17 protein-coding genes and 1 pseudogene are annotated in these 23864 nt (G+C 65.7%); 13 read left to right on the top strand and 5 right to left on the bottom strand.

Annotated elements, in window-relative coordinates:
• Window positions 1-33: 33 nt before the first annotated feature.
• Window positions 34-177 carry a hypothetical protein gene (locus LWC34_RS52935; RefSeq protein WP_233733975.1) on the bottom strand — a complete coding sequence of 48 codons (144 nt, stop codon included), beginning with the start codon at window positions 175-177 and terminating at the stop codon, window positions 34-36.
• Between the two features lie 9 nt (window positions 178-186).
• On the opposite strand from LWC34_RS52935, the gene LWC34_RS52940 reads away from it, so the two are divergent.
• Window positions 187-546 carry an ARC6/PARC6 family protein gene (locus LWC34_RS52940; RefSeq protein WP_233733977.1) on the top strand — a complete coding sequence of 120 codons (360 nt, stop codon included), beginning with the start codon at window positions 187-189 and terminating at the stop codon, window positions 544-546.
• A 48-nt stretch (window positions 547-594) separates the two neighbouring features.
• Here LWC34_RS52940 and LWC34_RS52945 read toward each other — a convergent pair whose 3' ends face one another.
• The gene (locus LWC34_RS52945; RefSeq protein WP_233733979.1) at window positions 595-1182 is read right to left on the bottom strand and encodes a hypothetical protein; all 588 of its coding nucleotides are present in this window, start codon (window positions 1180-1182) and stop codon (window positions 595-597) included.
• 122 nt (window positions 1183-1304) lie between these two features.
• Complete coding sequence (locus tag LWC34_RS52950) at window positions 1305-1889, bottom strand: helix-turn-helix domain-containing protein (protein WP_233733980.1); 585 nt, start codon at window positions 1887-1889, stop codon at window positions 1305-1307.
• A gap of 68 nt (window positions 1890-1957) precedes the next feature.
• On the opposite strand from LWC34_RS52950, the gene LWC34_RS52955 reads away from it, so the two are divergent.
• Together LWC34_RS52955 and LWC34_RS52960 are read left to right on the top strand one after the other, a co-directional pair.
• Window positions 1958-2839: an NAD(P)/FAD-dependent oxidoreductase gene (locus LWC34_RS52955; protein ID WP_233733981.1), complete on the top strand. Its 882-nt coding sequence runs from the start codon at window positions 1958-1960 to the stop codon at window positions 2837-2839.
• A 390-nt stretch (window positions 2840-3229) separates the two neighbouring features.
• Complete coding sequence (locus tag LWC34_RS52960) at window positions 3230-4744, top strand: alpha/beta hydrolase (protein ID WP_233733982.1); 1515 nt, start codon at window positions 3230-3232, stop codon at window positions 4742-4744.
• On the opposite strand, the gene LWC34_RS52965 is transcribed toward LWC34_RS52960, so the two are convergent.
• Window positions 4719-5936, bottom strand: coding sequence for an ROK family transcriptional regulator (locus LWC34_RS52965; RefSeq protein WP_233733983.1), 1218 nt, complete (start codon window positions 5934-5936; stop codon window positions 4719-4721). The genes LWC34_RS52960 and LWC34_RS52965 overlap by 26 nt on opposite strands.
• A gap of 111 nt (window positions 5937-6047) precedes the next feature.
• Between LWC34_RS52965 and LWC34_RS52970 the strand changes: the two genes are divergently transcribed.
• On the top strand, window positions 6048-6632 hold the full coding sequence (locus LWC34_RS52970; protein ID WP_233733984.1) for a phosphatase PAP2 family protein: 585 nt from the start codon (window positions 6048-6050) through the stop codon (window positions 6630-6632).
• 173 nt (window positions 6633-6805) lie between these two features.
• Window positions 6806-7315, top strand: a pseudogene (locus LWC34_RS52975) (DUF4037 domain-containing protein); the annotation flags it as partial.
• Here LWC34_RS52975 and LWC34_RS52980 read toward each other — a convergent pair.
• The gene (locus LWC34_RS52980) at window positions 7303-10422 is read right to left on the bottom strand and encodes a CHAT domain-containing protein (RefSeq protein ID WP_233733986.1); all 3120 of its coding nucleotides are present in this window, start codon (window positions 10420-10422) and stop codon (window positions 7303-7305) included. The pseudogene LWC34_RS52975 and the gene LWC34_RS52980 overlap by 13 nt on opposite strands.
• Window positions 10423-10980: 558 nt before the next feature.
• On the opposite strand from LWC34_RS52980, the gene LWC34_RS52985 reads away from it, so the two are divergent.
• The 8 genes from LWC34_RS52985 to LWC34_RS53020 all read left to right on the top strand — a co-directional run bounded on the left by LWC34_RS52985 (window position 10981) and on the right by LWC34_RS53020 (window position 23859).
• Window positions 10981-12216, top strand: coding sequence for an ROK family protein (locus LWC34_RS52985; RefSeq protein WP_233734201.1), 1236 nt, complete (start codon window positions 10981-10983; stop codon window positions 12214-12216).
• Between the two features lie 29 nt (window positions 12217-12245).
• Window positions 12246-13730 carry a sugar ABC transporter ATP-binding protein gene (locus LWC34_RS52990; RefSeq protein ID WP_233734202.1) on the top strand — a complete coding sequence of 495 codons (1485 nt, stop codon included), beginning with the start codon at window positions 12246-12248 and terminating at the stop codon, window positions 13728-13730.
• Between the two features lie 35 nt (window positions 13731-13765).
• Window positions 13766-14737, top strand: coding sequence for an ABC transporter permease (locus LWC34_RS52995; RefSeq protein ID WP_233734203.1), 972 nt, complete (start codon window positions 13766-13768; stop codon window positions 14735-14737).
• 74 nt (window positions 14738-14811) lie between these two features.
• Complete coding sequence (locus LWC34_RS53000) at window positions 14812-15888, top strand: substrate-binding domain-containing protein (protein ID WP_233733987.1); 1077 nt, start codon at window positions 14812-14814, stop codon at window positions 15886-15888.
• Between the two features lie 48 nt (window positions 15889-15936).
• A complete protein-coding gene (locus LWC34_RS53005; RefSeq protein ID WP_233733988.1) occupies window positions 15937-17094 on the top strand; it encodes a Gfo/Idh/MocA family protein in 1158 nt (385 codons plus the stop codon).
• Window positions 17095-17311: 217 nt separating this feature from the next.
• Window positions 17312-21808, top strand: coding sequence for a ThuA domain-containing protein (locus tag LWC34_RS53010; protein WP_233733990.1), 4497 nt, complete (start codon window positions 17312-17314; stop codon window positions 21806-21808).
• 66 nt (window positions 21809-21874) lie between these two features.
• Complete coding sequence (locus LWC34_RS53015; RefSeq protein WP_233733994.1) at window positions 21875-23023, top strand: inositol-3-phosphate synthase; 1149 nt, start codon at window positions 21875-21877, stop codon at window positions 23021-23023.
• Window positions 23020-23859 carry an SCO3242 family prenyltransferase gene (locus tag LWC34_RS53020; protein WP_233733995.1) on the top strand — a complete coding sequence of 280 codons (840 nt, stop codon included), beginning with the start codon at window positions 23020-23022 and terminating at the stop codon, window positions 23857-23859. Before LWC34_RS53015 ends, LWC34_RS53020 begins: the two co-directional genes overlap by 4 nt.
• The last annotated feature ends 5 nt before the right edge of the window (window positions 23860-23864 follow it).

Consider the following 23864-nt stretch of genomic DNA (forward strand, 5'->3'; position numbering starts at 1 on the left):
GGGCTTGATGGCTCTGTGGGTGAGGCGGAAGCATCAGAGCATCGGGGCCACCATCAGGTTCAAACCCTCGAACCTCGGTCTGCATTCCCTTGGGTCCTCGTCATCGCTGCCGCCGTACTGGTCGGCTTGGGTGTGTTTTTCCTGGTCAAGGCGCAGTCCGCTGACTCTGGCCGCCACACCCAGGCCATGACCGAGGTGAACGGCCAGGTCAAGGCCGGGTTGGAGAAGATCTTCTCCTTCAGCTACGACAATCTCGACACGACCGGCGCGCACGACGTCCTTGCCGGGCAGGCGGTCAGCGAGTACGACAAGCTGATCGAGCAGGTTCGCGCCCAGGCTCCAGCGCAGAAACTCGTCCTGGCTACCCGCGTGACCACCACCGGCGTGAAGTCGGTCGATGGCGATAAGGCCGAGCTTCTCGTGTTCCTCGATCAGGTTGCGACTCGGGTTGATACCGGTAAGACCAATGGCTCTGCTGCCGCGCTGAGTGTTACCGCCGAGAAACAGAATGGAGGCTGGAAAATCGTCTCCCTTGTCCCGCGTTAAAAGCCTCGTGGTCGCCGTCGGGGGGCGTCCACGAGGCTTTTCTTCACCCTACCACTTGATGGCGAGGGTGAGTCCCAATGAGTTTCCTGGTCCTGGGATCAGACCGTTCAGAACCAGGGTTGACAGGCCGCAGTCCGTGAATTCCGGAATTGTGTACGACGCCGCCGTCAGGTCTCCGCCTTCCAGCGGGTTGAAGCCGGGTTCGGAGTTCAGGTCTATCGACGCTGGCTTTCCTGTCCGGCAGTTGTCTCCGACGAACAGCGGGAAGCCGACCGCTTTCACCTCTGTCAGGCGGATGATCACGTCCGCGTGTGCGGCCACCGCGCCGTCGGTTATCGTTCCGGTTACCTTTCCGACCTGCTGCATCGTCACTGTCGCGGTCGTGGGGAAGACTCCGAAGATCTTGAAGCTGCCCTGCGTCGGCGGCAGGTGCATGTCCGCGGTGAACCGGCCGGTCGCTCCTTCGAGGTCGGCCACGAGCCAGCCAGGGCCCAATGGCAGGGTCGCGTTCAGTTTCTTGATTGTCGACGAGCCCTTGGTGATGTCGTAGGTGAACACTGGATCGGCGGCCGCTGTCCCGGCTCCGAGCATCGTTGCCGTCAGGACGATCGCGCCGATCGACGCGGGTCTGAGCATGGGTCGATCTCCTTGTCGAAAATCGCACTCCTCAGGTTCGTGAAAATAAACCTACTCGCGAGTACATTGCGCCACAAGATGTGCCGCGACAAGGCAAAGGAATTATCATTGAGGTGCGGGTTTTACTGCTTTGGCCTCGCGCGGATGTGCATTTTCTCGCCTTGCCTGCCGAACAGGCTCAGAATTTCGACCGGGCGCCGGTCCGCGCTGCCGAACCAATGCGGCAGCCGGGTGTCGAACTCGGCCGCTTCGCCCGTCTTGAGGATCACGTCCTTGTCCGCCAACAACATCCTGAGCTGTCCGGATAGGACATACAGCCATTCGTAGCCCTCGTGGGTGACCATGTTCGGCTCGCAGCGCTCCCCGGGCAGGATCATCTTGTACGCCTGCAGGCCGCCTGGCTGTTTGGTCAGCGGCAGGATGGTGACGTAGCTGCCGTCGTGCTGCTTCATTCGGCGCGGCGCGATGCGGACGCGCGGGTCGCCGACTTCCGGCGCGCCGACGAGTTCGTCGAGCGGCACCTGGTGGGCTTGGGCGATGGGCAGGAGCAGCTCAAGGCTGGGTTTTCGCAGGCCCGACTCGAGCCTGGACAGCGTGCTCTTCGAGATGCCCGTGACCGCCGCGAGCTCGGTCAGCGTAACGCCGCGTTCGGTGCGGACGCGCTTGAGGCGCGGCCCGACCTCGGCCAGGGTTTCCGCGAGTTCCATGGCTCCCAGTGTTGCAGAAATGGCAACAAAAGTTGTCATGATGGCATCCTGCTGGGCAACCTCGCCGTATGACTACCTATGACGTCGTTGTGATCGGGGCCGGTGTGGCCGGCCTCAACGCTGCCCTGGTGCTGACCAGGGCCCGCCGATCGGTCCTCGTTGTGGACTCTGGCCAGCCGCGCAACGCGCCCGCTGCGCACTCCCACGGCTTCCTGACCAGGGACGGCGTTCCGCCAAGCGAGCTCTACGCACTCGGGCGCAAGGAGGTGGAAGGATACGGCGGCGAGTTCATCGATGGCGAAGTCACCGCGATCACCCGTGGGTTCACTGTGGACCTTGCCGACGGCACGAAACTCAAGGCGCGCAGGGTCTTGGTCGCGACCGGTCTGCGCGACGAACTGCCCGACATCCCGGGATTGGCTGAGCGGTGGGGCAAGGACGCGATCGCCTGCCCGTACTGCCATGGATACGAGTTCGCGGATCGGCCGATCGGCGTACTCCACGACGCCAATCACGCGTTGCTGCTGCGGCAATGGTCGTCGGATATCGTCTTCGTCACGCCGACCAAGGACATCCCGGAACGGCTGAAGCTGGAAGCGCGAGGCATCCGGATCGTCGAGGGCACGGTGAGTGGGCTGCTGGTCGAGGACGACCGGCTGCGCGGCGTCGAGCTGACCGATGGCCGTTGCGTCCCAACGGAAGCAGTGTTTCTGAGGCCGAACTTCGTGGCACGGGACGAGTTCCTGAAACCGCTCGGCTACGACCCGGCGCTCACCGGATTTGCTGGCAAGACCAATGTTGACGGCATCTGGGTGGCAGGCAACGTCGGAAACATGATGGCCAACTTGATCAGCTCGGCGGCCGAAGGGTCGACCGCGGCCGCGATGATCAACTCCGACCTTGTGCAAGCCGACACCAACGACGCACCTGTATCACTCGTGAGTGGTTAGCAGGGTTAGAACACGACTAACCACTCACGAAGGACTAGCTGGGGTTATGTGTCACTTTGCGGGATGACAGTGGGTCGTTCCCGCGAAGGATGTGGCAGTACTGGCTTTCGCACTAGCTTTCCAGTGGATTTTCCACGAGGGGAGAACGATGCGAAGATCTTTGCCGGTGCTGCTCGCGGCCGTCGCGGTGGGAGCGGAAGATCTCCTACACAAGTGGGGCGTATGGAAGTTATCTCGGTGCTGTCTACGCGACGATGTTTCCTGACAAGACCGATCGGTTCGTCATCGACTTTGCGCGATCCGCGAAGCAAACCGGTTCCTGGCAACGGGTGTGCTTCCCGCGCGGGACATGTTCTGTGAACCAGACCCAGTTTCATGAGGGGTGAACGAATGCGAAGAACGTTACTTTTACCCGTGGCGGCAGCGACCTTGGCCGTGCTTGCGCCACAGGCTTCCGCTGAGCCGAAAGCGCCCGAGCTGACGTGGAGCAAATGCCCGCCGTCGTTGATCGGGATCGAGGATCCTCGGCTTGTCTGTGCGACTTTGCCGGTTCCGTTGGACTATCGGAACCCCAAGGGGCGCACGATCGACGTCCAGGTCTCGAAGTTGACGACGGCCAAGCCGGAGAAGCGGCGAGGAGTGTTGCTGCACAACGCGGGCGGGCCCGGTGGGCCGAGCCTGCACCTCCCCGCCATCTACACCCGGATCTACCCGCAGGAAATACTCGACCGGTACGACCTGATCGGCTTCGATCCCCGCGGGGTCGGCTACAGCACGCCGGTCACGTGCGGTCGTCCGATGGAGGGGTATCCGCCGGACCTGTACTTCCCGTTCCCGTCCACTGACGGGTCGATCGCGCGGAACATCGAGTTCGGCAAAGCGTTGTCGCGGGACTGCGAGCTGCACGGCGGGGATATCCGGCCGCACATCACCACCGCGAACACCGCGCGTGATATGGATCGGATCCGGTCCGCGTTGGGGGAGAAGAAGATCTCCTACAACAGCGGTTCGTATGGCAGCTATTTGGGTGCTGTGTACGCGACGATGTTCGCGGACAAGTCCGACCGGTTCGTCATCGACTCCAATGTGGACCCCAACCGGGTCTGGCACGACCAATGGGCGTTGTGGGACCACGGTTTCGAGTTGCGGTTCGCCGACATCGCCAGTTGGTTCGCCGAGCGCGACGATACGTACAAGTTCGGCGCGACGCCAGCTGAGGTACGTAAGAAATACGAGTCACTACTGGCCAAACTGGACACTAACCCGATCAACGACCCGGTGTTCGGCCGGTTCGACGGAAACGTGTTGCGGGTAGCCACTTTCGGCTCGTCGTACCACACGCTCTTCTTCCCGGACATCGCCAAGTACTGGATATTCGCGGACACCGGCGTCTATCCGCCAGGGCTTGCCGCGAAAGTCCCCACCGTGCCAGGTGACAACGTGCGAGCCTCGCAGTTGGCTGTGGTCTGTGGCGACGCGGGCGCTCCACGCGATATGCGGCACTATCAAAGGGAAGTAGCGATCAACCGCGAGCTTTTTCCCTTGATGGCAGGGATGGGAACGAACGTGTGGTCGTGCGCGTTCGGGCGCGGCCCGGTCGAGCCGCCGGTGAAGGTCACCAGCAAAGGCCCGGCCAACGTCCTGATCATCCAGACTCTTCGGGACCCGGCCACGCCTTACGTTGGAGCCCTTGGCATGCGGCATGCGCTCGGTCAACGCGCCAAAATGGTGTCCGTCGACAGTGGAAACCATGGCGCGTACGACCCGTCGTCGCCGTCATGCGCCACGCGTGAAGCACACCGGTTCCTTGAGACCGGCGTGCTGCCCGCGCGGGACATGTTCTGCAAACCCGACCCCGTGTCCGCGGCGAGCGAGCAGCTCAGCCCACTGCTCCTGACCCGGTAGCGGCGAAGGCGTGATCGGTCGCCGACCACGCGGCGCCGATCACGCCTGCCATCTCGCCCAATTCGGACAGCACTATCGGCAAGTTGCCGGTGGCCAACGGAAGCGAGCGGCGGTAGACCGCGCTCCGGACCTCAGCGAGCAGCTGGTGGCCGAGGCGCGAGACACCGCCGCCGATCACGACCATGCCCGGGTTCAGGAAGCTGACCAGCGACGCGACCACGTGCCCAAGCCGCCTGCCGCCCTCCCTCACGAGGTTGGCCGCGGCGAAATCACCGGAACTCGCGGCCGACGCCACGTCCCGTGCGGACAGTTCGCCCTTCTGCCCGAGCAACTCGGCGAGGAACGTCGACCGGCCGCTGCGCGCGAGCGTCAACGCGTCACGCGCCAGCGCCGCACCGCCGAAGTACGCCTCAAGGCAACCGACCTCGCCACACGCGCACGCCGGGCCGTAATCGTCCAGTTTGATATGTCCGATGTCGCCCGCGGTACCGGCGACGCCACGGTAGACCCGTCCGCCGAGGACGATGCCACACCCGATACCGGTACCGACCTTGACGAAGATCAGTTCGTTCAACGACCGCGCCACACCAGCGTGCCGCTCACCGAGAGCCATCACGTTCACGTCGTTGTCGACCGTGACCGGGCAACCCCACGCGCTGGCCAGCCGGTCACGGACCGGGAAACGGTCCCAGCCCGGCATGATCGGCGGCGCGACCGGCATACCGTCACGGAAACTGACCGGACCCGGCAGGCCGACACCGGCGCCGATCACCCGCCCGGTCACCTCGCCGAGAACCTTGCCGGACAGCTGGGTCAGCCGTTCGAGCACCGACACCGGGCCCTTACGGATGTCGTAGTCCTCGACGATGTGCGCCAGGACCTCGCAGCGAGCGTCCGTGACCGCGACCCCGACCGACGTCGCACCGATATCGGCGGCGAGAAACCGCAGGTCATCGGCTAGTTTTACGAGGGTGGACCGCCGCCCGCCACGGCTGGCCGCTGGCCCGCCGGACTCCACGAGGTTCCATTCGAACAGCTTCGCGATCTCGGTGGCCAGCCTCGCCCTTGGCAGCTCGAGACGCTCACCCAGTTCGACTTTGGCCAGCGGGCCTTCATCGCGCAGCAGGGCGAGCAACTGGGACTGCTGCCTGGTCTCGACCCGAGGCGTATCGGCTGCGGCTTGCACGGTCACAGTTACATTGAACCTCACTTGCGATCGAATTCAGTACTGACTGGTCCACGCACTTCCCGCTCGCCCCGGAGCGAAGCGCGCGATGAGCGACACCGCCGTGGGGGAGAAGGTTTGAACACGAGACAGGCCCGGCTGGTGACCGAATTACTGGCGCCGTGGATCTGGGTTTTCGGCTTGCCGTTCGTGGTCGCCGCGCAGGCGACCCGTGACGTCGGCGAAACGCTGGTGTGGGGTGCGGTCGTCGGAGTCACTGGGTCGTTGATCCCGATGGCTGTCGTCCTGCGCGGCGTCAAGCAAGGCAAGTACGACAGCCACCACGTCACCATCCGGGAACACCGGCTCGTGCCATTCCTGGCCACGATCGTCTCGGTCGGCAGCGGTTGGCTGATCCTGGGCTTCGGTGGGGCGCCGAGGGAGATGCTGGCGTTGTCGGTCAGCTTGTTCGTCAGCCTTCTGGTGATGCTGGGGATCACGTTTGGACTGTCGTGGAAGGTCTCGATGCATTCCGGTGTCGCCGGCGGGGCGATGGTCGTCCTCGTGGTGACGTTCGGGCCATGGTTTGCCCTGGTCGGCCTTCTGGTTGCTTTGGTCGGGTGGTCGCGGGTGGTGCTCGGTGATCACACGACCGGGCAGGTCATCGCCGGTGTGCTGGTCGGCGCGTGGGTCGGCGGGATGCTGTTCTGGGCGCTCACGTAAATCGGTCGCCTCAGCCAAGCGGGACAGGCACGATGCGGGATCATGTTCGTCAAAGGGCTTGAGCTGTCACGGCGCTTCTATGTCGAGGCCGTGGAACCGTTGGTACGCAAGTACTTGCATACCGCTGCTCGGATCGGCGAAGGCTCCGAGGTGCTCGGGTTACGACCTCGACCCAGACCCTGGCCGAAGTGACCGGGGGAGCGGTTTTCCACGACGGCCTCGACGAACTCGACCGCGCACGGCAGAAGCTCGATTGGTACCCGGACCACATCTGGCGTCAGATCCTGGCCAGGCATTGGCGGCTGATCGCCAAAAAGGAAGCCTTTGTCGGGCGCTGCGGGGAAGTGGGCGACGAGGTGGGCTCAGCCGTGGTCGCGGCACGGCAGGTGAGGCTCTTGATGAAGCTCTGCCTGCTCATGCATCGCCGCTATCCGCCGTACGCCAAGTGGTTGGGTAGCGCGTTCGCCCAGCTCCCGCTCGACATCGACTTCCGCAAAGTGCTGACGGCGGCAACCTGGGGCGAACGCGGGAGCCACCTGGCGGCGGCGTATACAAAGGTCGCTGAACTGCACAACGACCTGAAGCTGACCGAGCCGCTGGACCCGAGCACAGGGCCGTACTTCGAGCGGCCATTCCAGGTCCTGAGGGCGGACAGGTTCGCCGAAGCCCTTCAGGCGCCGTGATGCAAGTAGCCTGCCCACATCGAGGGCAGGTGCGGGATGTCCGTCCTTATCCCGCGGATCGCCTGGTGCAGGGCGAGCGCTGAGTCGCTTGTGGTGGCCATGTCGCTGTAGAAGTCCGCGGCGATGAACGACGTCACCGAGTCCGTGACCTCCCACAATGTGCCGACCACGTGCGGATACCCGGCGAGTTGGAATGCTGTCGGGAGGTGGATCGGGTCGGCGGAGATCGCGGGCGTGCGGCATGCCGAGAGGTACGCCAGGCGCGCGCGGGTCAGCTGCACCGGGACGAGGCTGGCGATTCGCAGCGGCGCGTCGTCGAGCAGCAGCGAGGTTCCCGTGCCCTGACAGGCGAAGTGGACGATCGCGCAATTGTCTATGTGGGACAGGACATTGCCGCGGGTTGGCCAATGCGCTGGCGGTGAGCCTTCCGTGTTGATCAGTAACGTCGAGTTGGGGACGTGCTGGCGGACGGCGTCGGCTTCGGGCATGGCGTGCGGGAGGTTGGCCACGACGAGCGCGCCGGACACCGGGACCGGCAGTGAGTAGTCCCTGGCGTGGCCGAGGGCTTGGATTGTCGGTGTGTACGAGGAAATCACGCGGTCGAGCACGGATCGGCCGTGAGAGTAGTGGTATCCGGCGGCGTGCAGCGGCAGCAGGTTCAACGGGCCGTGGGCGACCCACCACATCCGTGGCCAGCCCGCCCGCGGCGTGTCCACGAACCCCAACGCCTCAACCACCGGCGCGGCGGCGACGTCCCACAGCCACTCGAGGATCGCGTGCAGGTGTTCCTGGTTGGACGATTCCACCGCGGCGTGGAACTCCGCGACACGGGCCGCGACCGCGCGTGGCGTCAGGTGGGGCAGGGGAATCGACGTGATGCCCGCGGTCGTGACCAGGATGGCGTCGCTGCGGTACCTGCTGACGTTCAGCACCGCGATCGGTCCGTCCAACGCGGCCGAAAGATCGACTTCTACCGGCAGCAGGAAAGCCTCGAAGCCCGGCAACGCGCGGATCGCGTCCAGTGTCGCGTCGAAGGACGCGGCGAGGCTGGCGCGGTGTACGGCGGACGACGGGTCGGTCGGCAAGCTGAGCTGGTCACGAAGGTCGATGAACTGCCTGGCGAAGTCCGGGTACTCGGCGCGCAGGTCGACAACGTCACCGCGCGTGCCGAGGGTTTGGCTGAGGCGGCCGCCGTGGCCCAGCTCCAGGATGCTCAACGCGCGGCTTGGCGATCCCGCGGCCAACGCTAGCGCGGCGGCTTCGACCGTGAGGTCATCTGGCTGTGTCGGCGACAAAGCGGCCACGCGGACCGCCGTTTCCATGAGGTTCGCGGCACGGCCTGGGCTTGAATCGGCGATCAACGAGCCAGCTGCCCAACATGAATCGACCACAATGGACGGCAGAGCCAGCGGGACCGAGGCGGATTCGACGAACCGCGTGAACGCTTCGTCCTGTTCGTCCGCTTCTAGTAGCAGGTAACCCAGGTCGGAGAGTCTTAAGGCGAGCTCGATGTCGTCGTCCACGGTCGCCTGCACGGCGGCTCGGCTGAACGAGATCACCTCGTCGAGGTCCGAGGTCTCACGCAGCACCTGTGCCAGGTCGACCAGGGACTGCGCGTTGTGCGGATCGGCGTTGTCCTCGGCGATCGCGAGCGCCTCGGTCAGGTCGGCCCGGATTCCGCGCAGCCGATACCGTTCCAGCAACGCAGGGCCGAGCGAAGGGCTGGCCGCGCCACGAAAAGCGCTGATCGCGCCGTCGAGATCGGCGGTCGAGCCGGACCGTTCGTACCGGGCGAGCAGCACCTGACCGACCACATTGGACACGTTGGCGCGCTCGGTCAGCGGGACGACCGCGTGCGCTTCCCCGGCGAGGGTGAGGGCTTGGTCCAGGTCGGGCTGCGTGCCGGTCCGGCCGTATCGGCGCAGCAACGCCTGCGCCAGGTTGCTGAGGTGCTGGTGGTTGGCCTTCGTGGTGGCCACGGCTTCCCAGCCGGTCGCGATCGCTTCGTCCAGGTCGGCCAGCGCGCCGGTGCGCTCGAAGCGGATCTGCAACGCGCCCATCAGATGCGCCAGCATCCGCGCCCGGTCGTTACGGGCGGCGCCCGCGGCCGAGCGGATCAGGCCGATCGCTTCATCGAGGTCAGTGGGTACGTTGACCAGCTCATACCGGCTCATCAACGCGGATCCCAAGGTATAGAGGTGCTCGGCCCGTGCCGGGTCGTCCTGCGTCGCGACCTCGACCGCCGCCTGCGCGGTGTCCAGCGCGGCCTGCAGATCCGCGGGCAGCCCCGTCGCGTTGTAGAGGGTCTGCAGCGCCACCGCGAGATCGCCGAGTGTCGACGCGCTGGGCCGGGCGTCGACCGCGGCCCTTCCGTAGCCAATGGAACGGTCCAAATCGGACCTGTTGCGGGCGTGCTCGAAGCGAACCCGGAAAGACGTACACAAACCGGACACGGCCTGGACCCACTCGGGATGGCCGTGCGGGTACGCGTCCGTCGCGGTCAGGCCCGCGGCGATGGCTTCGTCGAGGTCAGCCGGGTCGGCGCTGGATTCGAAGCGGGCCAGCAACGCGGTGCTGAGGGTGGACAGCAGTGCGGGCTGGCTGACCGCGGACCTGATCAGGCTGATCGCCTCGTCCAGATCCGGCTTGCTGCCCGACACCTTGTAACGGCTGTACAGAGCGAGCCCAAGGACGGTCAGGCACAGCGTCCGGCCGGGTTCGCCGCCTGCCATGCCGCGGCGGGCGATCCCGATCGCCTCGGCGAGGTCTTCGCGCCGGTTGCTGCGGCCGAACCGCAACCACAGGGACATCCCCAGGTTGTGGCGGTACGCGCTGATGTTGGGATCGCCGCCGGTCGCGGTCTCCAGCACCGTGCGGCTCATCGCGATCGCGTGCTCGAGGTCGTCGGTCGTGCCAGCGCGCTCGAACCTCAGCCGCAGGGCGAGGCTGAGATTGTGCAGGTACACCGGCCGGTCGACGTCGTCGTGCGGGACGGAGTCCGCGACCTGGCGGCACATGTCGACGGCGGCGTCGACCACGTCGAGGTCCGTACTGCCTTGGGCTTGATCAAGATAGCTCAGGGCCTGCTCGACATGACTCGCCACCACAGGTGCAAAAGGTACCTATAAAGGAGCCTGAACCGGTGTCAGGGGAGCCCTTCCGGCGTGGTGCCATGTCCGATAGGGCAACGCCGCCGCACCCCAGATCCGAGATGCCCAGGTCAACCCTCGTGAGTGGTTATGCGGGTTAGAACACGCATAACCACTCACGAGGGTTGACCTGGCGCGATGCTGGGGTGGGGCGGCCGTTGTCACCCACAAGGGGTGGTGGGCTCCAGAGCTCCGCTCGTGGCGCCGATAGCCAAGGGTGCGGTCGCCCGGTCGATCCCTTTCGATCTCTGTGGAGAAGCACCCGCGTGCTGGCTTGGTCCGGGTGCTTTCTGTCCTCCGCGCATCACTTCCATCACACGGTGAACAAAGGGTTCAACTCCGCGTTACTTCACGCTAGACTCGCCCCACTTTTGTCGGAGCTGAGCAAAAGGTCGCCAGAAGTATTAGTACTTTTGGCGGATTGCGATACAAGTACCCCAGAATCCAGGGTTACGTGTGAGCTAGGGCACCTTAGTTCGGCTAGTTACCCAACGAAGTGGAGCTGGTGTGCCGGTCATGCCGGAGCAGCCGACCGACCGCGCCGCATTGCGCAGGGCAAACCTCGCGTGGGTCATCCGCGTGCTCAGAGAGCAGGGTGGCCTTTCCAGGGCGCAGTTGGCGGTTCTGTCTGGTCTGAGCAAGGCGACCGTGTCCACATTGGTGGCCGAACTGACATCGAGAAGGCTTGTCCGCGCGGGTGGGGTTGCCGCGGGCGGGCAGGGCAGGCCCGGACAGATCGTCGAATTGGACACGGACGGTGTCCGTGGCGTCGGCCTCGAGATCGGGGTCGACCATCTCGCCGCGACCTCCGTGGACACCGCGGGCAATGTGGTCGCTGACCGGCAAGTGCCGTTCGACGTTCTGTCCGCGGGTGTCGATCGGACCATCGACAAGCTCGCCGAGGTCGCTGGCAAGGAACTCGCCGAGGTCATGGGTGCCTATCCGGCAGGCATCACCGTGTCGGTGCCTGGCTTGGTGGACACCGGCCGTGGCGTCGTCCGGCTTGCCCCGAGGCTGCGCTGGCGCGAGGTGCCCCTCGCTGACGGCCTGGCTGGGCGGCTTGGTTTCCCGCTCGACAAGATCTCCGTCGACAACGACGCCAACTTGTCCGCGACCGCCGAGTTCGAGGCCGGTGGCATGCGCGGCACGGCCGACCTTGTCTATGTCACGGGCGACTTCGGCATCGGCGCCGGCGTGATCGCCGGTGGACGCCTTGTCCGCGGCTCGATCGGGTACGCGGGCGAAGTCGGCCACATGTCCATGGACCCGATGGGCCCGCAGTGCTCGTGCGGTCGGCGCGGCTGCTGGGAGACCCAGGTCGGGCTGGCCGCGTTGTTCCACGCACTGGCCGCGCCCGGCGATCCGGTTTCCGATCCCGGCAGGCCGATCGAGGAACGGATGTCGCTCATCCGATCCCGGGCCGAGCACGGTGATCAGCGCACGCTCGGCGCCCTGCACCAGATCGGCGCCGCGCTCGGCGTCGGAGTGTCCATTGTGGTCAACGTGCTGAGCCCGGCCGTCGTGGTACTCGGCGGCTATTTCGCGGCTCTGCCGGACTGGCTGATCGAGCCCGCCAGGATCGAGGTGGCCGCACGGGCTGTGGTGGCCGAGGCCGCGACGGTCCGCGTGGTCGGCTCGGAACTGGGTTTCACCGCCGCGCGAACCGGCGGTGCGTTGGCCGCGTTGAGCCGGGTCTTCGAAGACCCGACTCAGGTACCGGAACGAAGTGAAAAAACGGAGGCACCCGCTTGACCGCCGAAGCGAGTACAGCGCTGTTGCAGATGACCGGGATCGTCAAACAGTTCCCGGGAGTCCGTGCGCTCGACGGCGTCGACCTGACGGTCCGCGCCGGGGAGGTGCACTGCCTGCTCGGCCAGAACGGCGCGGGCAAGTCCACCCTGATCAAGGTGCTCGCCGGGGCACACCAGCCGGACGAGGGCGAGATCCGCTGGCAGGGCGAGGTGACGACCCTGCCGACACCGGTCGCCGCGCTGCGGATGGGCGTCGCGACGATGTACCAGGAACTCGACCTGATCCCCGGGCTTTCCGTCGCTGACAACATCTTCCTCGGTCACGAACGCGCGAAATACGGCTTCACACGTGACCGCCAGGCCCGCAAGGAAGCCACCGCGCTGCTCAAGCGGCTCGGCCACCCGGAGATCCCGCCCGACCGTGAGGTCGGTGACCTGTCCGCGGCCGGGCAGCAGCTGGTGTCGATGGCACGGGCGCTGGCGCACGACGCCAAGCTGATCGTGATGGACGAGCCGACCGCCGCGTTGGCCGCCGACGAGGTCAACAACCTGTTCCGGGTCGTGGCCGACCTGACCGCCGAAGGCGTCGCGGTCGTCTACATCTCGCACCGCCTTGAAGAGATCCGCGAGATCGGTCACCGGGTCACGGTCATCAAGGACGGCAAGACCGTCGCCCGTGACCTCACCGCGGACACCCCGACCTCCGAGCTGGTCGCGCTGATGTCCGGCAAGCGCGTCGAGACCGTGTACCCGGTCCGTGAAGAGTCCACTGTGGACGAGTCGAAGGAAGTTCTCAAGGTCGAGAAGCTCGGCCGCGACAACGAGTTCGCGGACGTCAACTTCACCGTGCACGCGGGCGAGATCCTCGGCATCGCCGGACTGGTCGGCGCTGGCCGCAGCGAGATCCTTGAGACCATCTTCGGCGCCCGCAAGGCCGACCAGGGCACGGTTTCCGTCAACGGCAAGCAGTTGCGCAACGGTGATGTGCGCTCCGCGGTCGACGCTGGCGTCGGCCTGGCGCCGGAAGAACGCAAGAGCCAGGCGTTGCTGATGGACATGACGGTCGCGCAGAACGTGACCCTGGCGAGCATGCGCTCGTACAGCAGCTTCGGATTCACCGACCGGGCCAAGGAACTCAAGGACTCACGGGCGAAACTGGAAGACCTCGACCTTCGCCCGTCCGACCCGCGCCGCAACATCAGCACCCTGTCTGGTGGAAACCAGCAGAAAGCCGTTGTCGCACGGTGGCTCGTGCACGGTTGCCGGGTGTTGCTCTTGGACGAACCGACCCGAGGCGTCGACGTTGGCGCGCGGGCGGAGTTGTACCGGTTGATCCGGGAACTGGCCGCGGATGGTGTCGCGCTGGTGCTGGTCTCCAGTGAGATGCCCGAGGTGCTCGGTCTGGCCGACCGGGTGCTGGTGGTGCGAGACGGTCGGGTGATCCATGAGGCACCCGCCGACGAGCTGACCGAGGCGGACGTGTTGGACATGGTGATGGAGGGAAGTGCGGCGTGACCCAGTTGGACCCCGCGGCCAAGCGGGACACCGGTGTGCCGGAGACGCCGGCACCGCGAGCCAATCGGGGGTTCTCAATAGACTTCCGCCTGGCCAGCCTGTTCGGTGTGCTGGTGCTGTTGGTCATCATCGGCACGATCACGTCGGACAACTTCTTCACCGGCAGCAACCTCGACACCGTCCTGCGGCTCGCGGCGCCGTCCGGTGTGGTCGCGGTCGGGATGACGTTCGTGATCATCGCGGCGGGCATCGACCTGTCCGTCGGTTCGGTCATCGGCCTGGCCAGCGTCTGGATGACGACGCTCGCGACGCAGTCGTACGGGCTGGTCGTGATGGTCATCTGCGGTCTGGCGGTCGGCCTCGGTGCCGGTCTGATCAACGGCATCCTGGTCGCGTACGGCCGGATGGTGGCGTTCATCGCGACCCTGGCGATGTACATCTCGGCGAAAGGCCTTGCCGAGTTCCTGAGCAACAAGCAGACGCAGGTCGTGCGTGACCAGGACTTCCTCGCGTTCTTCCAAGGCAGCTTCCTCGGTGTGCCCGCCTTGGTCTGGATTCTGGCCATCGTGGTGGCGGCCGGATGGGTCCTGCTCAACCGCACCACGTTCGGCCGCCGCACGTTCGCCATCGGTGGCAACCCGGAGGCGACGCGCCTGGCGGGCATCAACGTCAAGCGCCACACCGCCATGGTGTACGGCATCGCCGGTCTGACCGCCGGTCTCGCCGCCGTCATGCTCGTCGCGCGAACCACCGCAGGTTCCTCGACGCACGGCCAGTTCTATGAGCTCGACGCGATCGCTGCGGTGGTCATCGGTGGCACCGTGCTCACCGGTGGCCGCGGCACGATGGTCGGCACCCTGATCGGTGTGCTGATCTTCACGGTGATCTCCAACATCTTCACGCAGAACAACCTGTCCACCGACATCCAGAACATCTCCAAAGGCGTGATCATCGTCATCGCCGTTCTGCTGCAGTTCCGCTCAAGCCGGGCCCGCTCCAACACCTAGTTCCCAACCTCGTGAGTGGTTATGCGGGTTAGAACCCGCATAACCACTCACAAGCCACTACCAGGAGATCAAAGATGACCGACCTGCCTTCCTCCCTCGCCCGACGCGGGTTCCTCATCGGTGGAGCAGCCGTGGGAGCGGGTGCGTTATTGAGTGCGTGCACGTCCAACGAGCCGCCGGCCTCGGCGAGCAACAACAACGCGGGCGCCAACGTCGCCGGTGGTCAGGGTGAGAACGCCCAGCCTGGCAAGATGGTGACGATCGGCTTCTCGGCGCCAGCAGCCGACCACGGCTGGATCGCCGCGATCACCAAGAACGCCAAGGCACAGGTGGAGAAGTTCAAGGCCGACGTCACGCTGAAGGCCACCGAGGGCACCAACGACTCGAGCCAGCAGATCGCACAGGTCGAGACGCTGATCAACCAGAAGGTCGACGTCCTGGTGATCCTGCCGATGGACGGCAAGCAGCTCACCGTGGTCGGCCAGCGCGCGATGGACGCGGGCATCCCGGTGATCAACCTCGACCGCATCTTCGACACCCCGCTGGCGTACCGCACCTGGATCGGCGGCGACAACTACCGGATGGGCGTCAACGCCGGTACCTACATCGCCGCGGAGATGAAGAAGAAGAACATCGCCAACCCGATCATCGGTGAGGTCGCCGGCATCGACTCGCTGCCGCTGACCCAGGACCGCAGCCGTGGCTTCAAGGACGCCTTGGCCAAGGCCGGTTTCCGCGTCGGCCCGCGCGTCGCCGCGGAGTTCACGGTGGAGACCGGTGAGCGCCAGACGGCGAACCTGCTGCAGGCCGCGCCGAAGCTGGACGCGCTGTGGAACCACGACGACGACCAGGGCATCGGCGTGATGGCCGCGATCAACACCGCCAACCGCAAGGAATTCCTGATGGTCGGCGGCGCGGGCTCGAAGAACATGATCGACAAGATCAAGGCGGACACCGACGTCATCAAGGCGACGGTGCTCTACAGCCCGTCGATGTCCTCGTCGGCGATCGCGCTGGCCCGGCTGCTCGGTCAGGCCAAGGGCATGGGGGATCTCGCCGAGCACGAGATCCCGGCGTCCATCACCACGTACTCGGCCGTTGTCACCAAGGAGAACGCCGACCAGTACGCCGACGTCGCGTTCGACTCCTAAGGCGTCACGGGGGTGTGGAAGTCTTTGTATCGCAAGAAAGGGTGATCGATGAGCAACGCAGGCGACGGGACTATCGGCGTCGGCATGGTGGGCCACGCCTTCATGGGGAGGGTCCACTCGCACGCCTGGCGCACCGTGCACCACTTCTTCGACGTGCCGCAGGCGCCACGGCTGGTGGCGCTCGGCGGTCGTGACCTCGAGCGGACCAAGGCCGCGGCGGCCAAGCTCGGCTGGGACTCGGTCGAGACGGACTGGCGTGCGCTCATTGCCAGGGACGACGTGCAGATCGTGGACATCTGCACGCCTGGCGACTCGCACAAGGAGATCGCGCTTGCCGCGTTGGCGGCTGGCAAGCATGTTCTGTGTGAGAAGCCGTTGGCCAACTCGGTCGAAGAGGCCGAGGAGATGGCCGAGGCCGCAGCCGCCGCCTCGGCCAACGGCCAGCGCTCGATGGTGGCGTTCAACTACCGCCGGGTGCCCGCGCTCGCGGTGGCACGTCAGATGGTCGCCGAAGGCAGGCTCGGCAAGATCCGGCACGTCCGCGCGCAGTACCTGCAGGACTGGCTGTCCGACCCGAACACGCCGATGGCGTGGCGCCTTCGCAAGGAGGAAGCGGGTTCCGGTGCGCTCGGCGACATCGGCGCGCACATCATCGACGCGTCGCAGTTCGTTCTTGGTGAGCAGCTGACCGGTGTGTCCGCGCTGACCGAGACGTTCGTCCACAAGCGACCGATCGCCGGTGATCCCGACGGCAGGCTCGACGACGTCACGGTGGACGACACCGCGTTGTTCATCGGCAAGTTCGGCTCGGGTGCGATGGCGTCCTATGAGGCCACGCGGTTCGCGCTCGGGCGTAAGAACTCGATGCGCCTCGAGGTCAACGGCGAGAAGGGCAGTCTCGCGTTCGACTTCGAGTCGATGAACGAACTGTCCTATTTCGACGGTGAGGACGCCGACGAGACAGCCGGTTTCCGGCGTGTCCTGATCACCGAGGGGACTCACCCGTATGTGGGTGCGTGGTGGCCACCCGGCCACATCATCGGTTACGAACACACCTTCACCCACGAGGTGTTCGATTTTCTCACCGCGATCGGCAACGGCACCGACCCGGCGCCGAGCTTCGCCGACGGCCTTCAGGTCCAGAAGGTGCTCGGTGCGGTGGAAGCCAGTGCGGGCAACGACTCGCGTTGGACGTCTGTCTCGTAGGTGACAAGGACGACGCTGCCCGTGAGGGGTGCAGCCCGGACGGACAGCGTCGTCGCTCACACGTGAAAGGAGGACGAGTCCTTCCCTTCTCTACGGTCACGCAACCGCTGCGAGCAAGGAGAACTTACCAGTGCGACCGATCAATCGCGCGGGATCTAACTTACGCTTAACCTGGCGCGCAGGCGCCGCCGCTCTTGCTCTGGCGACCGGACTGAGCATGGCCACAGCCGTGCCCGCCGCCGCTCACCCCGACCAGCCGCACGTGCTGGTCTTCTCCAAGACCGCAGGCTTCCGTCACGACTCGATTCCCGACGGTATCGCCGCGATTCAGCAACTGGGGCAACAGAACAACTTCGAGGTTTTCGCCACGGAGGACGCAGGGGCGTTCACCGACGACAACCTGCGCCAATACGCCGCCGTGGTGTGGCTTTCCACCACAGGGGACGTGCTCAACGCCGAACAGCAGTCGGCGTTCGAACGATTCGTCAACGGTGGCGGCGGGTACGTGGGCGTGCACGCCGCGTCAGACACCGAATACGACTGGCCGTGGTATGGCTCTCTGGTCGGGGCGTACTTCAAGTCGCACCCGCACAACCAGAACGCGACCGTGAAGATCGAGGATTCGACGCATCCGTCGACCGCTGGGATTCCGGCGAGCTGGCCGCGTTTCGATGAGTGGTACAACTACCGGACCAACCCGCGCAAGGACGTCCGGGTACTGGCCACTTTGGACGAGTCCACATATGACCCCGGCGCGGACAAGATGGGTGACCACCCGATCGCTTGGTGTCACGGCCAGGAGCGTGGCCGCTCCTGGTACACCGGTGGCGGGCACACCAAGGAGTCCTACGCCGAAGAGAACTTCCGCAAGCACTTGCTTGGCGGCATCAAGTACGCGACCGGTGTCGCGGCGGGCGACTGCTCGCCCTCGCAAGCGCCCGTTGACGCCGACTTCGACGTGATCACCCTGGCCAAGGGCAAGGAGAAGACCGGCGAGCCGATGGCGCTGTCGGTGCTGCCCGACCGTCGCGTGGTGCACACCTCGCGTGACGGCACGGTCTGGCTGACCACTCCGGACGCGACCACGAAGCAAGTGGGCAAGATCCCGGTGTACAACCACGACGAAGACGGTCTGCAAGGCGTGGCGGCGGATCCGGACTTCGCCAACAACAAGTGGCTGTACTTCTTCTACGCGCCACCGCTGAACACCCCGGTTGACGATCCAGCGACGCCGAACGTCAACGAGGGCGACGCACCAGCCAACGGGACACCAGCGGACTTCGCGCCGTTCAACGGTCACAACCAGTTGTCCCGGTTCAAGTTGGGTGACGACGGCAACCTGGATCTGGCCTCGGAGCAGAAGATCCTGCAGATCCCGGCGCAGCGCGGGCTGTGCTGCCACGTCGGTGGCGAGATCGACTTCGACGGCCAGGGCAACCTGATCATGAGCACGGGTGACGACTCGAACCCGTTCTCTTCGGACGGTTACACGCCGATCGACGAGCGTTCGACCCGCAACCCTGGCTACGACGCCCAGCGCACCTCGGCGAACACCAACGATCTGCGCGGCAAGGTGTTGCGTATCAAGGTGAACGGGGACGGCTCGTACTCGATCCCAGCGGGAAACCTGTTCGCGCCGGGCACCGAGAAGACCCGCCCGGAGATCTACGCGATGGGCTTCCGCAACCCCTTCCGGTTCGCGGTCGACAAGAAGACCGGCTGGATCTACCTCGGTGACTACGGTCCGGACGCCGGTTCGGCGAACCCGTTGCGCGGTCCAGCTGGGACGGTCGAGTTCAACCTGATCAAGGGCCCGGGCAACTACGGCTGGCCGTACTGTGTCGGGGACAACCAGCCGTTCGTCGACTACAACTTCGAGACCGGCCAGTCGGGGCAGGCATTCAACTGTGCCGCACCGAAGAATGAGAGCCCGAACAACACCGGCCTGGTGGATCTGCCGCCTGTGCAGCCTGCCTGGATTCCGTATGACGGTGGTTCGGTGCCCGAGTTCGGCGCTGGTGGCGAGTCGCCGATGGGCGGCCCGGTCTACAACTACGACGCGAACAACCCGTCGCCCACGAAGTTCCCGCAGTACTTCGACAAGAAGAACTTCGCGTACGAGTGGGACCGCGGCTGGATCAAGGAAATCACGGTCGGCCCGAACGGCGAACGCGGCGCCATCAAGCCGTTCATGGATTCCATGACGCTGTCACGGCCGATGAACATCGAGTTCGGCCCGGACGGTTCGCTGTACGTGCTCGACTACGGCACCGGCTACTTCGGCGGTTCGCCGGAGTCGGCGGTGTACCGCATCGACTACACCAAGGGCACCCGTACGCCGGTGGTGAAACTGGCCGCCGACAAGACATCCGGGCCCGGTCCGCTCACGGTGAACTTCGACCCGGCAGGCACGAACGACCCGGACGGTCAGCCGATCACCTACGCGTGGGACTTCCAGAACGACGGTGTCGTTGACTCGACCTCGTCGGGCGCGGTGACCCACACGTACACGACAGAGGGCCAGTTCATCGCCAAACTTTCGGTGACGGACTCGACCGGTCTGGTCGGTTCGGCGAACGTGATCATCACTGTCGGCAACACAGCGCCGACCGTGGTTGTCCAAACGCCACTCAATGGTGGGTTTTTCTCTTTCGGTGACAAGGTTCCGTTCAAGGCGATCGTGACCGACCCGGAGGACGGCACGATCGACTGCAGCAAGGTGATCGTGCGGTACCTGCTCGGGCACGACAACCACGCCCACGAGCTGAGCCAGACCGCAGGCTGCGAGGGCGTGATCGAGACGCCTGGCGAGGGCGGCCACGGCGATGACACGAACATCTTCGGCGTCATCAACGTGGAGTACACCGACAAGGGCAAAGGCACTGTGCCCGCGCTGACCGGCGAGGGCGAGAACATCCTGCAGCCCAAGCACAAGCAGGCCGAGTTCTTCTCCAGCATGAACGGCATCCAGATCGTCGCGAACGCTGGCGCGTCCGGTGGCAGGCAGGTCGGGTACACCGATCCGGGTGACTGGATCGCCTTCAACCCGACGAACCTCGCCGGGATCACCGGCCTGGCCCTGCGGGTCTCGTCCGGCGGCGCGGGAGGCTTCATCGACGTGCGTTCCGGCGCTGTCGACGGCCCGGTGCTGCAGACCTTCGAGGTCAACAACACCGGCGGCTGGGACAAGTTCGTCGACCTGCCAGCCAAGCCGCTGACCGACCCGGGCGGCACGAAGCCGCTGTACCTGGTGTTCCGGGACAAGGGTGCGGGTGGCTTGTTCGACGTGGACGCGCTGACGTTCCAGGGACGTGGTGTGGCGCAGCCGCCCGCGTGCCAGCCGACGCAGCCGGAAGCCGGATACCGCAGCCTCTACGACGGCACCGCGGCCAGCCTGACCAAGTGGAAGCAGTCCGGTCCAGGCCGCTTCGCCCAGCAGGAGGACTGCACGATCCTGTCCGAGGGCGGGATGGGCCTGCTGTCGGTCAACGAGGAGTTCAACGCCTACAGCCTGAAGCTGGACTGGAAGGTCGCCGGCGACGACAACTCGGGCATCTTCGTCGGCTACCCGGACCCCGGCAACGACCCGTGGGTCGCGGTCAACCAGGGGTACGAGATCCAGATCGACGCGACCGACGCGCAGGACCGGACGACCGGGGCGATCTACTCGTTCCAGTCGGCCGACATCGCCAAGCGTGATGCCGCGCTGAAGCCGCCGGGTGAGTGGAACGCGTACGAGATCGTGGTGCGCGGCCAGACGATCCAGGTGTTCCTCAACGGGGTGCTGATCAACGACTTCGTCTCGACCGACCCGAACCGTGACCTCACGCAGGGCTTCATCGGCCTGCAGAACCACGGCGACGGCGACGACGTGTCGTTCCGCAACGTCCGGATCAAGGAGCTGGAGACCACGCCGCCGGTGACGGTCGCCAACTTCGCCAACCCGGGCGGGTGGCACCCGGGTCAGGTCCCGGTCGAGCTCGTGGCGACCGACGATGGCTCCGGCGTGGCACGGACCGAGTACAAGCTCGACAACGGTCCGTGGACCGCCTACACCCAGCCGGTCGTTGTCACCGGGGACGGACAGCACACGCTGCTGTACCGCTCGGCGGACAAGGACGGCAACGTGGAGCCGGACAAGGCCGCGACCATCCAGATCGACGGCTCCAAGCCGACGCTGCTGGTCTCGGGCCTTGCCGACGGCCGCGTTTACGGTGACGCCACGGACGTGGTTGTCAAGTGGCATGCCGAGGACGCAACTTCGGGTATCGCTTCGGTCACAGGTGTGCTCGACGCGACTCCGATCCAATCGGGCCAGGTCACGTCGCTGTACCAACTCCCGTTGGGTGTGCACAACCTCTCAGTGACAGCGCTTGACAAGGCGGGCAACCGAACCGAGCAATGGCTCACGTTCGCGACCACCACGTCGTTGCGGGACATCGACCAGCTGATCACGCGGTTCAGGGCGACCAACCGGCTGTCCCTGTCGGCGTACGTCAGCCTGTCGGGTCAGCTTGCCAAGGCCAGGAAGGCCGAAGCGGCAGGCGATGACGCCAAGGCGGTCAAGCAGTTGCGAAAGTTCGTTGAACTCGCGAATGATCCGGCTAAGGTCACCGACTCGGACGTCCGGTCCACCCTGGTCAGGGATGCTCAATCGGTGATCGGCGCGCTCGAGGGTGGCCCTGCTCTGCCCCGGGCGAGCTCCGGAAGTTGATCACGGCCGAGGTGTTCCACCGACGCGGGAGCACCTCGGCCGTTCGCGGGAATGGGGATGAGGCCAATGCGGCAACGGTGCGGACTCTGGCTGATGGGGGCGCGCGGCTCGGTCGCGACGACCGCGATCACCGGTCTGCTCGCTTTGCGGGCCGGACTGGTCCGGCCGATCGGATGTGTCACCGAGCGGCTGGATATGGATCATTCGGTACTGCCGACCTGGGACGAGATCATCGTCGGCGGTCACGACATCGTTTCGATACCGCTGGACAAGCGAGCCGAGCAGCTCGCTGAGTCCGGCCTCATCCCACATTCGGTGTTCACCGCCGTGGCCGACGGGCTGCGCGCGGTGGACGCCGAACTGCGGGACGGATACCACCCCGTGTCGCACACCGGGTCGTTGGCTGACGCCGCCGCCCGGCTGGCGGCGGACATCGTCGAGTTCCGGGATCGGCATGAACTTGACAGGGTGGTCGTCGTCAACGTGACGTCAACCGAACCGCCGGTTCCGCAAGTGGCGGAACACCTGGATATCGACCTGCTCACCGAGTCACTGAACGATCCACAACGGACAGTTCTGCCGCCGAGCTCCGTCGGTGCGTACGCCGCGCTGACGGCAGGATGTCCGTATGTGGACTTCACCCCGTCGCCGGGGATCAAGATGCCCGCGCTGACCGAGCTGGCCCGCAGGCAAGGCCTGCCTTACGCCGGTGCGGACGGCAAAACCGGGGAAACCCTGCTGCGGACCGTGCTCGCGCCCATGTTCGTCGCACGTGCGCTGAATGTCCGTTCCTGGGCGGGCACCAACCTGCTCGGTGGCGGTGACGGCGCCAACCTCGCCGACCCCCAGCAGGCCAAGGGCAAGCTGGAGTCCAAGGCACGCGGGCTTGCGTCGATGATCGGCGAGGTCACCGCGCCGCTGCACATCGACAACGTGCCCGACCTTGCCGAGCGCAAGATCGCATGGGACTACGTGTCGTTCGAGGGTTTCCTCGGTGCCAAGATGAGCCTGCAGTTCACGTGGGACGGTTACGACTCCGCTTTGGCCGCGCCGCTCGTGCTCGACCTCACTCGGCTGGTGAGTGCCGCGCACGCGAAGGGACTGTCCGGCGCGCTGTCCGAGCTGGCGTTCTTCTTCAAGGATCCATTGGGGACAGACGAGCACCGGTTCGCCGAGCAGACCAGGTTGCTGGCCGATTGGGCGGCCGGTCTGTGAAAGCGTATGTCGAGTTGGTGCGAGCGCCCGCCGCGCTGTCGGTTCTCGGTGACACGGTCGCTGGTGCGGCCGCTGCCGGGATTCCGTTGCGCGGCAGGCGTCTCGCGCTGCCGTTGGCCTCGGTCGCGTTCTACTGGTCCGGAATGGCGTTGAACGACTGGTCTGACCGGGCGGTCGACGCTGTTGAGCGGCCGGAACGCCCGATACCTTCTGGCCGGATTTCGCCTAACCAAGCGCTTGCGGTGGCCGGTGGGCTCACGGCCGTTGGCCTAGCGCTTGCTGCGTACGGTAAGTCCTTGAAGGTCGCTGTGCCGTTGGCTGGCGCGGTCTGGGCGTACGACCTGGTGCTGAAGTCCACTGTGGCTGGTCCGGTGTCGATGGCTTTGTGTCGTGGTCTCGACGTCATGCTGGGCGCTGGCGGGGCGCGTTCCGCCTTGCCAGCGGCGACCGTGATGGCTGGACACACGTTGGGGCTCACTGCTTTGTCGCGGGGAGAGGTCCATGGCGCGGATGACATCGTTGCCAAGGCCGCGTTGACCACGACTGTGGCGGCCACGGCCGCTGCCGTGACTGGGAAAGCCGCCTCGTGGAAGCATCGGTTGGGCGCGTTGGCGTTCGGCGGGATGTACGCGGCGAACGTCGGTTCCGCGCAGTTGGCGGCCACCCGTGATCCTTCCGGCCCGGTTGTCCGGAAGGCGACCATGGCTGGGATCCACGGCATGGTCCCGTTGCAGGCCGCGCTTGCGGCCCGGCGCGGGTCCCTGATCGGCGCTGGGCTGATCTCGGCCGCGTTGCCGTTGGCCCGTCGGCTCGCCAAGAAGGTGAGCCCGACATGAATGCC

It is taken from the genome of Kibdelosporangium philippinense, from assembly GCF_021390435.2.
GTDB classification, from domain to species: domain Bacteria; phylum Actinomycetota; class Actinomycetes; order Mycobacteriales; family Pseudonocardiaceae; genus Kibdelosporangium; species Kibdelosporangium philippinense.